This is a genomic window from Effusibacillus consociatus, from assembly GCF_042652925.1.
Lineage (GTDB): Bacteria > Bacillota > Bacilli > Tumebacillales > Effusibacillaceae > Effusibacillus > Effusibacillus consociatus.
The window spans coordinates 1-9,103 of record NZ_JBHSHC010000087.1 but is presented as its reverse complement, the minus strand read 5'-3'; the positions used below and the strand labels follow the sequence as shown (position 1 = coordinate 9,103).

Below are 9,103 nucleotides of genomic sequence, written 5' to 3'. Positions count from 1 at the left end.
CTCACGGAATTGGGCGCAGCAGTTGCGGCAAGACAAAGGGGCCGTACCGCGCAAGTTCCGGGAAGCGTTGAATCAAGTGATTCCGGAGGCAGAAAAGTGGCTCTGCACCATCGAGAATACAACGGAACTTGTAAAGGAAGGGTATCTGTTGAAAGGATCCAACCTTGTGAACCAATTCCAGGATGAAATTAGGGAATTGAGATCCCAAGGAGTCGTGGTTCATGGTGCTTGAGAAGAAAACACAACCACGCTGTTCGTTTTGTGATTCGATAGATGTTTCGCTCTTGTCTCCTTTTGGTACCGCTCAGTTGGTTCGTCAATATTACTGCAATTCCTGCCATAGTGTTTTTGAATTTATTAGATGGCAAAGTACAGAAGAAGACGAACAGGAGGTGTAATCATTTGGAGTTGATTACCACAGTCGGTGTAGTCGGTTCTGGTACCATGGGAGCCGGTATTGCGCAGGTTGTAGCACAGAATGGCTTTCATGTTGTTTTATACGATATTAAGGAAGAGATAGTGGAACGGGCATTATCAGGTATTTTTGCTCGAGTTCAAAGGCTGTTTGAAAAAGGGAAGCTGTCGAGAGACGAATACGATGCCCTGAAAGCACGGTTACAAACAACTGCTACCTTGGCCGATATGAGCAGTTGCCAACTAGTTATCGAAGCTGCACCTGAAAAAATGGAGATTAAAAAAGAAATTATTCAACAGTTAGATCAACATTGTCCGGAGAATACCATTCTTGCAACGAATACATCTTCGTTTTCGGTTACTGAGATTGGAAGCGTTTCCAAACGTCCTGATCGTGTTGCAGGGATGCATTTCTTCAATCCCGTTCCCCTCATGCCGTTAGTCGAGATTATAAAAGGGATACGTACGGAAGATAAGACGATAGACATTCTTGTTCAATTTGCCTTGGCATTGGATAAACACCCAGTCACATGCCAAGATACGCCTGGATTTATTGTCAACCGTGTGGCCCGTCCGTTCTATAACGAAGCATTGAGAATCAAGGGGGATCGAGTAGCCTCTGTTGAGCAAATTGACCGGATTATGAAAAAAGCCGGGAAGTTCCGGATGGGCCCATTTGAGCTGCAGGATTTGATTGGAATCGATATTAATTTTTCGACAACAGAATCCGTTCATCAAGGGTTTTTCGGCGAGGATCGTTTCCGCCCGCACTTTTATCAGCAAAGAATGATGCAATCCGGCAAGCTTGGTCGAAAGGTGGGAGGAGGATATTACGATTATGAACAATAAAATGAAGATTTCGGTTATCGGTTCTGGACCATTGGCAGATGCACTCTTGAGTCTGGCCAGTTCAGAGGTCGATTTCGAGATCGTCCCCTTCGATCAAGTAGAAAGAAAATTGAAGATTGTCGATGCGATTATTGAAACAACCAATCTGGATTTGGGACAGAAGAAAGCAAATCTGCAGGAAGTTGAACGGTATGTTTCAAGCGATACACTCATTCTTTCCAGTTGCTTAGGAGTAACGGCTACAGAGGCTGCCTCGTGGTTATCCTATCCACATCGTTTGGTAGGCTTTGCTGCTTTTGCACAACACGAGCAAGTGGAGCTCATCGAGATTGCCCCGGCACTTCAAACAGAGAGCTCATTTATTGAAAAGGCGAGTCTCCTGCTGCGTGGAATCGGGAGTGAAGCAGAAGTGGTCGATGACCAAGTTGGACTCGTCTTTCCCAGAATATTGTCGATGATTATCAATGAAGCGGCTTTTGCCCTCATGGAAGGAGTCACAACTGCTGAGGATATCGACATAGCCATGCAAAAAGGAACCAATTACCCATTAGGACCGTTGGCCTGGGCAGATGAAGTGGGGATTGATGAGGTCTATGCGGTAGTAGCGGGGTTGCACAGAGATTTAGGTGAAGACCGTTATCGTCCTGCACCTCTGTTGAAGAAAATGGTTCTCGCCGGATGGCTTGGAAAGAAGTCTGGTAAAGGTTTTTATAGTTATATGAATCAAGGCTTAAAGGAGCCGATAGCATGAGAGAAGCTGTTATTATCGATGCCGTTCGAACTCCGATTGGCAAGTACAATGGAGCATTAAAAGATGTTCGTGCCGATGATTTGGCGGCACATGTCATTCGCGAATTGCTGGCCAGAAATCCGATTGATCCGTCGTTAGTAGAGGATGTTTATTTTGGCTGTACGAACCAAGGAGGTGAAGATAATCGAAATGTGGCCCGCATGGCGTTGTTATTAGCCGGTATGCCAGAGACGGTACCGGGCGTCACCGTTAATCGTTTGTGCGCATCCGGATTGGAAGCGGTAAATCAAGCGGCAGCAGCAATCAAGTCAGATCTCGGGGATGTTTTTATCGCAGGCGGAACCGAAAGCATGACACGAGCTCCTTATGTAATGATGAAGCCCCAGCTTGGCGGTATGCGGGACAATCAAACGCTATATGATACGACCATCGGTTGGCGTTTGGTGAATCCGACTTTAGCTAAACTTTATCCACCTATCAGTTTAGGCGAAACCGCGGAAAATGTGGCCGAACGCTATGGAGTATCACGGGAAGAACAAGATGAATTCGCATTAAGGAGCCAAATGAAGGCACATCAGTCAATTACAAACGGTCGTTTTAAAGATGAAATCGTTCCAGTAACGGTCCCCCAGCGTAAGGGTGAAGTCAGGATCTTCGATACAGATGAGTTTCCCAGACCGGATACGACATTGGAAAAATTGTCACAATTAAAGCCGGCATTCCTGGAAGGTGGAACCGTTACCGCCGGTAACTCATCCGGTATAAACGATGGGGCCAGTGCACTGCTGATCATGGAGAGGGAAACGGCAGAACGGTTAGGGCTTAAACCTATGGCCCGGATTGTTTCTTCGGCGGTCTCTGGGGTGCATCCTTCCTATATGGGTATTGGGCCGATTCCAGCGACGCAAAAGGCATTAAAGCGAGCGGGTCTATCGGTTGACAGTCTGGATTTAATCGAACTGAACGAGGCGTTTGCATCTCAATCTATCGCTTGTATTAAGGAGCTTGGCCTTGACATAGGGAAGGTCAATGTAAACGGCGGCGCTATTGCTTTAGGTCATCCATTAGGATGCAGCGGTGCCCGTATTACCACCACATTACTTCATGAAATGATGCGAAGGGATTGCCGTTATGGGTTAGCGACGATGTGCGTGGGAGTAGGACAAGGTATAGCAACTATCATTGAAAAACTATAAGGGAGGAAACATCATGTTAAAAGATAGATATCAACTATTTATCAATGGAGAATATGTAGAGAGCAGTAACGGTGAATTTTTTGAAACGCATAACCCTGCTACAGGAGAAGTGATCGCTACAGTCGCGAAGGCAAGCAAGGAAGATGTGGATAAAGCGGTTGCGGCGGCTCGCACGGCGTTTGAAGAGGGAAAATGGCCGAAGTTTACAGGAGCTAAACGTGCAAGGCTGCTAAATAAAATAGCCGGTATTATGACAGAAAGATTTGAAGAATTGGTCCGTGCCGAAGTTCTGAATAGCGGAAAGACCGTGGACGCAGCCAAAGGACAGATTATGCAAGCGATTGAGGACTTTGAATTTTATGCTGCTGCCGCTATGACCTTGGGAGGGGAGACAAAGCCAGTACCGAACGGTTTCTTTAACTATACCGTAAAGGAACCGATTGGAGTCTGCGGTCAAATCATCCCTTGGAACTATCCGTTAATGATGGCGGCATGGAAAATCGCTCCCGCTTTAGCAGCAGGTTGCACCGTCGTATTGAAGCCAGCTAGCCCTACTCCGATTACCGCTTATATGTTGGCTGAAATTTGCCACGAGGCTGGCGTGCCTGCAGGTGTGGTGAATGTGATCACAGGAAGCGGCTCGGAAATTGGGCCTTATATGACCGAGCATCCTGGTATTGATAAGGTAGCCTTCACTGGAGAAACGGAAACAGGAAAAGACATTATGGCACGTGCCTCCGTTACCTTGAAACGGGTCACTTTGGAATTAGGTGGAAAATCCCCTAACATTGTATTTGATGATTGTGATATTGATGCGGCTGTCGACGGCTCTTTGTTCGGGATTTTTTATAACACCGGACAATCTTGTGAAGCCCGTTCCCGGTTATTTGTACATGAGAAAATTTATGACACGTTTATGGAAAAATTCTTGGAAAAGGCAAACCGTATACGCGTAGGCAATCCGTTCGAGAAGGGCGTACATGTAGGTGCCGTGATTTCGAGCAGTCACGAAAAGGTGATTGACGGTTATGTAAAATTGGCCGTTGAAGAAGGCGGAGAAATCCTGTATGGAGGAAAACGTCCGGAAGGTCCCGAGTTTGAAAAAGGAAACTGGTATATGCCTACTATTATTGGCAACGTGACCAATAACATGCGGGTAGCACAGGAAGAAATTTTTGGTCCGGTCGTTGTTGTCATAAAGTTCAGCGATGAAAACGATGTGATTCGTCAAGCAAATGATACGATCTTTGGTCTGGGATCCGCTATCTGGACAAAGGATCATGGAAGAGCCCATCGGGTTGCGGCAGCCATTCGTGCAGGAATTGTGATGGTCAACTCCCCAATCTCCGCGTTTCCTGGAACTCCGTTTGGAGGTTATAAACAGTCCGGGTTTGGCCGGGAATTGGCTCTGGAAACATTAAATCTGTACACGGAAACCAAAAGCGTGATTTCGTACGTTGGGAGCCGTCCGTTAAATCCTTTCGGACTCTAGTATTTAGCAATTGACAGTATAGTCAAAGTTTTAGACAAAGTATTTTTAGAAAATATATTGAAAACATTACGACATTAATATATTATGTATTTAGAACGAAAGAAAATAAAACATAATAAAAATTACGGGAGGGTTTCACAATGGCAGTTGAGACATTGAAAAAAGCAAATCTTACGTTGGTAAAAGACAATGGGATTGCAGAAATTCATTTGCACGTAAACAAAACCAACTCTTACAGCTTAGACTTTTACAAAGAATTGAATGCGGCGATTGACGAGATTCGATTTGACCCTGAGATCAAGGTAGTCGTCTTGATGAGTGATATGCCGAAGTTCTTCTCTGCAGGAGCGGATATCAACTTTCTGAAAGCGGCAGAACCTCGCTTCAAGACTCAATTCTGCTTGTTCTGCAATGAAACATTGGACAAAATCGCCCGTTCTCCACAAATCTACATTGCCTGCCTGGAAGGTCATACGGTTGGCGGCGGTCTGGAAATGGCACTTGGTTGTGACCTTCGCTTCATGGGCGATCAAGCGGGTAAGATCGGGCTTCCCGAAATCACTCTTGGGGTATTGGCCGGAACTGGCGGAACCCAGCGTTTAGCCCGCTTGGTTGGACATTCCCGAGCTTTGGATATGAACATTACGGGAGATTTGCTTACTCCACAGGAAGCATTGGAAATCGGCTTGGTCAATAAAGTATTCCCGCAAGAGGAAACTCGAACCCGGACATTGGAATATGCAAGAAAGATTGCAAACAGTGCAACATATGCTGCATCCAACATCAAGCTGTCGATTATGAACGGAAAAGAGATGCCGCTGAATGTAGCCATCCGTTACGAAGGGGAACTTCAGAACCTGCTGTTCCGTTCCGAAGATGCAAAAGAAGGACTCAGCGCTTTCCTGGAAAAACGTCCGGCAAATTGGAAGGGACTATAATCGGGTCAATCTCGAAAAGCAATATCGGTTGTGGTTCATGGCCGATATTGCTTTTTTTCCAAATTGAGGTGATGACATGGGTGTAAACAGAGTCTCAGAAATTCTTCAAGTGCAATTTCCAATTATTGAGGGTGGAATGGCTTATGTAGGCAACGGAGAACTGGCTGCTGCGGTTTCTAATGGAGGCGGGTTTGGCCAGGTAGCAATATCCGGTCGTACTCCGGAAGGCTTTGAAGAGCAGATTAAAATTGCGATATCGCTAACGGATAAACCATTTGGTGTAAATATACCCATTAGCGGCTACTTTACTTACAACCCTTACTTTGATGTCGTCCAAAAGTATAAGAATCACATTCATGCGATCAGCTTAGCCTCAGGTGATCCAAGGCCTTACATTCCCTACTTTAAGGGAATGGGATTAAAGGTGATGGTTCTGGTTGGCAGTGTAAAACATGCGATCAATGCGGAAAAAGCGGGAGCGGATATTGTGATTTGCGAAGGATTCGAAGCGGGGGGACGAAACAGCCCTTATGAATTGACCCTTTTTGGACTTGTTCCACAAATTTCAAAAGTGGTGACCATACCTGTTGTAGCGGCCGGGGGAATTGCCACGGGTCGAGGGGTTATTGCTGCTATGGCATTGGGAGCTGAAGGGGTACAAATGGGAACTCGATTCATTGCAACTACTGAATGTCAAGCACATGATCATTATAAAAACTTGCTTGTTGATGCAAAAGATGATTCAACAGTTGTTGTTGAAAGAAGTGTAGGAAGAGTCAGCAGGGTACTAAAGAGTCCATATGTCAATAAAGTAATTGAGCTGGAACGAAAGAATCCTGCACCTGAAGAACTTTATCCTTTTATTAGCGGACAGAGAAATCGTCTGGCCGCTCTTGAAGGTAATGTAGAGGAAGGGTGGATTCATGCGGGGCAATCGGTTGGAATGATTACATCTGTAATTCCTGCGGCAGAAGTGATTCAACAGATTGTTCAAGAGATGGATGAATACAGAGAGAGCTTAAATCATGCTTTAGACCTGTTTTTGAACCCTAGCGGAGAAGTTCGAATATAGGGGAGGAGGTAAATCACTTGAATATTCAGCAAATCAGCGAGAATCTTTATCGAATTCCGATTCCCGTTCCCTTTCCGATGAAATATATTTATTGTTATCTTTTTAAAGGAAAAGAAGGCTGGGAAATGATTGATGCGGGGTTTAATTATCCTGCGGCACAAGAGGCATGGTGGGAAGTATTCTCTTATTTGGAGTTGAATCCAAAAAACATTCGCGTTATTTATATTACTCATTTTCATCCTGATCATTTTGGGTTGGCTGGCTGGATGCAGCAAGTAACGGGAGCGCCTGTTTATATTGGCATGGAGGATTATCAAATGGTAACAAGAGTTTGGGATCCTCAAAGCATACAGGCAAAACGAATAGGAGAAATGTGCACGCAAAACGGTGTATCTGCAGTTCTATCTGAACAGATCGTCGAACACATGGAGAAATTGAATAAGCATGTTTTGCCGATGCCTGAACTAACTCCCTTAACTGATCAAGAAGTGCTTCTGGGAAATGAATACTGGCAAGTTATACACACACCAGGTCATAGTGATGGACATATTTGCTTTTATCAATCTAAAAAACGTGTTTTGATTGCTGCAGATCACATTCTTGATAAAATTACGCCAAATATCAGTCTCTGGCCGGGATGTCGTTCAAATCCTCTTCAAGATTACTTAGATTCACTTCAGAAAATTAAATTGCTTGATGTGGAACAGGTACTTCCGGGCCACGGTCGAATTATTACTCATCTTTCTGATCGAGTTGATGAAATATTGCAGCATCATGAACAAAGATTGGATAAGATGTATTCCCTGGCTAAAGAGGGTCGTACGGCCTACCAGATTGCAGATGTTGTTTTTAGCCATAAGGAGCTGACGCCACATCAATGGCGATTTGCTATGGCTGAAACCTTGGCACATCTTGAGTTTCTTGTAGCCAATGGGAAGCTTGCAAAAATAGAGGATGAAAAGATTGTATACGCGGACTCTGGAAAGGAGGAGTTCGTATATCTTCGCAACCCTTAACAGGCGCACCCAAGACGGAATACTCCCAATTAAACAGACAATATTGGAAACAAAATGTAAAAGAGATTCCTAAATATTTAACGGTTTCCAGTGTTTCGAACGGTCTGATCGCTTGGTTGTTCGGTGTCACGGGACCCCTCCTCATCGTTTTGCAATCTGCAGAGAAAGGCAACCTTGCGGTTGATGTAACTTCTTCCTGGATTTTTTCGATTTATTGTGTTGGCGGTATATTATCGTTGTTGTTATCGATTTATTACCGGCAGCCGATTGCTGTTGCCTTTTCCATACCTGGAGCTGTTCTGGTCGGATCAACCTTGTCTCAACATACATTCCCTGAAGTTGTGGGCGCCTACATCATAACGGGTATTCTTATTCTTATTTTAGGCCTTCTGGGCGTAATTAATCGTGTCATGAAAATTCTACCGATGCCGATTATGATGGGAATGGTTTCCGGCGTATTGCTTCCTTTTGGAACAGATATCTTTGTATCGGTTTTGGAAAACCCTCTGTTAAATGGGATCATATTATTTGTGTTTTTATTGATTTCCCTTTTCGACAGACTCTCAAAAAAATTCCCTCCTATTTTAGGAGCCATTCTAGCAGCGATTATTCTCCTTACTGGTTTGGATCTCGTTCATCTGAACGAAGTCTCCTTGTCAGTTGCCAAACCTCAATGGTTTAGGCCTGATTATAATCTTGCGGTAATCGGGGAACTGGTCTTTCCGCTCGCACTTACGGTCATTGCTATTCAAAATGCGCAAGGGATTGGTGTTTTAAAAAGTATGGATTACCATCCGCCGGTCAATGCGATGACAAATTGGAGCGGGATAGGGTCCATTTTCAACGGATTTTTTGGTGGGCACTCAGCATGTATTGCCGGACCTATGACTGCCATTGTGTCGGGGAAGGATACAGGGCCAAAAGAAGGGCGTTATGCAGCTGCAATTGTTTTAGGCTTTTTTTGGTTTTTATTTGGAGTGTTTGCTCCTGTGGCAGCCGCTATTACCCAAATGATTCCTGCTTCCTTAATTAAATTGCTGGGTGGATTGGCGATGGTCGGTGTGCTGATGAGTTCTTTGCACATGAGTTTTGCCTCTCATTTTAGAATGGGTGCGTTATTTTCTTTTATGATTACGATTTCGGGTTTTACGATCTTAAACATCGGTCCTCCTTTTTGGGGATTGGTTGGAGGGATTGTTGTATCACTACTGCTCGAAAGAAAAGACTTTTTGAATCTTTAAAGATTGAACCAACGGTAGAGTACCTGATGTGTTCAATCTTTTTTTGTACTTATAAGACAATCCATATTATTTACACTTGACAGAAAACTTATCAGTATTTAGTATTATGTTATAAAGACGATAATTTAAAAAAC

9 protein-coding genes and 1 pseudogene are annotated in these 9,103 nt (G+C 44.3%); all 10 read left to right on the top strand.

Annotated features, from left to right (window positions below):
- Positions 1-232, top strand: a pseudogene (locus ACFO8Q_RS10305) (Phenylacetic acid catabolic protein); the annotation flags it as partial.
- The gene (locus ACFO8Q_RS23925; RefSeq protein ID WP_465251883.1) at positions 222-398 is read left to right on the top strand and encodes a PaaD-like zinc ribbon domain-containing protein; all 177 of its coding nucleotides are present in this window, start codon (positions 222-224) and stop codon (positions 396-398) included. The pseudogene ACFO8Q_RS10305 and the gene ACFO8Q_RS23925, both read left to right, overlap by 11 nt.
- Before the next feature lie 4 nt (positions 399-402).
- A complete protein-coding gene (locus tag ACFO8Q_RS10300; RefSeq protein WP_380025691.1) occupies positions 403-1,263 on the top strand; it encodes a 3-hydroxyacyl-CoA dehydrogenase NAD-binding domain-containing protein in 861 nt (286 codons plus the stop codon).
- On the top strand, positions 1,253-2,014 hold the full coding sequence (locus tag ACFO8Q_RS10295) for a 3-hydroxyacyl-CoA dehydrogenase family protein (RefSeq protein WP_380025690.1): 762 nt from the start codon (positions 1,253-1,255) through the stop codon (positions 2,012-2,014). Before ACFO8Q_RS10300 ends, ACFO8Q_RS10295 begins: the two co-directional genes overlap by 11 nt.
- On the top strand, positions 2,011-3,210 hold the full coding sequence (locus ACFO8Q_RS10290) for a thiolase family protein (RefSeq protein WP_380025689.1): 1,200 nt from the start codon (positions 2,011-2,013) through the stop codon (positions 3,208-3,210). Before ACFO8Q_RS10295 ends, ACFO8Q_RS10290 begins: the two co-directional genes overlap by 4 nt.
- A 13-nt stretch (positions 3,211-3,223) precedes the next feature.
- A complete protein-coding gene (locus ACFO8Q_RS10285; protein ID WP_380025688.1) occupies positions 3,224-4,702 on the top strand; it encodes an aldehyde dehydrogenase family protein in 1,479 nt (492 codons plus the stop codon).
- A gap of 140 nt (positions 4,703-4,842) precedes the next feature.
- Positions 4,843-5,640, top strand: a complete 798-nt coding sequence (locus ACFO8Q_RS10280) for an enoyl-CoA hydratase/isomerase family protein (RefSeq protein ID WP_380025687.1) — start codon at positions 4,843-4,845, stop codon at positions 5,638-5,640.
- Positions 5,641-5,716: 76 nt separating this feature from the next.
- A complete protein-coding gene (locus ACFO8Q_RS10275; RefSeq protein WP_380025686.1) occupies positions 5,717-6,712 on the top strand; it encodes an NAD(P)H-dependent flavin oxidoreductase in 996 nt (331 codons plus the stop codon).
- 17 nt (positions 6,713-6,729) lie between these two features.
- The gene (locus ACFO8Q_RS10270; RefSeq protein ID WP_380025685.1) at positions 6,730-7,728 is read left to right on the top strand and encodes an MBL fold metallo-hydrolase; all 999 of its coding nucleotides are present in this window, start codon (positions 6,730-6,732) and stop codon (positions 7,726-7,728) included.
- Positions 7,680-8,969, top strand: a complete 1,290-nt coding sequence (locus ACFO8Q_RS10265) for a benzoate/H(+) symporter BenE family transporter (RefSeq protein WP_380025692.1) — start codon at positions 7,680-7,682, stop codon at positions 8,967-8,969. Before ACFO8Q_RS10270 ends, ACFO8Q_RS10265 begins: the two co-directional genes overlap by 49 nt.
- Positions 8,970-9,103 lie beyond the last annotated feature (134 nt).

What these genes read in the sequence shown, in the direction of transcription:
- ACFO8Q_RS23925 (WP_465251883.1), top strand. Translation starts at nt 222, where the DNA reads ATGGTGCTTGAGAAGAAAACACAACCACGCTGTTCGTTTTGTGATTCG.
- ACFO8Q_RS10295 (WP_380025690.1), top strand. Translation starts at nt 1,253, where the DNA reads ATGAACAATAAAATGAAGATTTCGGTTATCGGTTCTGGACCATTGGCA.
- ACFO8Q_RS10290 (WP_380025689.1), top strand. Translation starts at nt 2,011, where the DNA reads ATGAGAGAAGCTGTTATTATCGATGCCGTTCGAACTCCGATTGGCAAG.
- ACFO8Q_RS10285 (WP_380025688.1), top strand. Translation starts at nt 3,224, where the DNA reads ATGTTAAAAGATAGATATCAACTATTTATCAATGGAGAATATGTAGAG.
- ACFO8Q_RS10280 (WP_380025687.1), top strand. Translation starts at nt 4,843, where the DNA reads ATGGCAGTTGAGACATTGAAAAAAGCAAATCTTACGTTGGTAAAAGAC.
- ACFO8Q_RS10275 (WP_380025686.1), top strand. Translation starts at nt 5,717, where the DNA reads ATGGGTGTAAACAGAGTCTCAGAAATTCTTCAAGTGCAATTTCCAATT.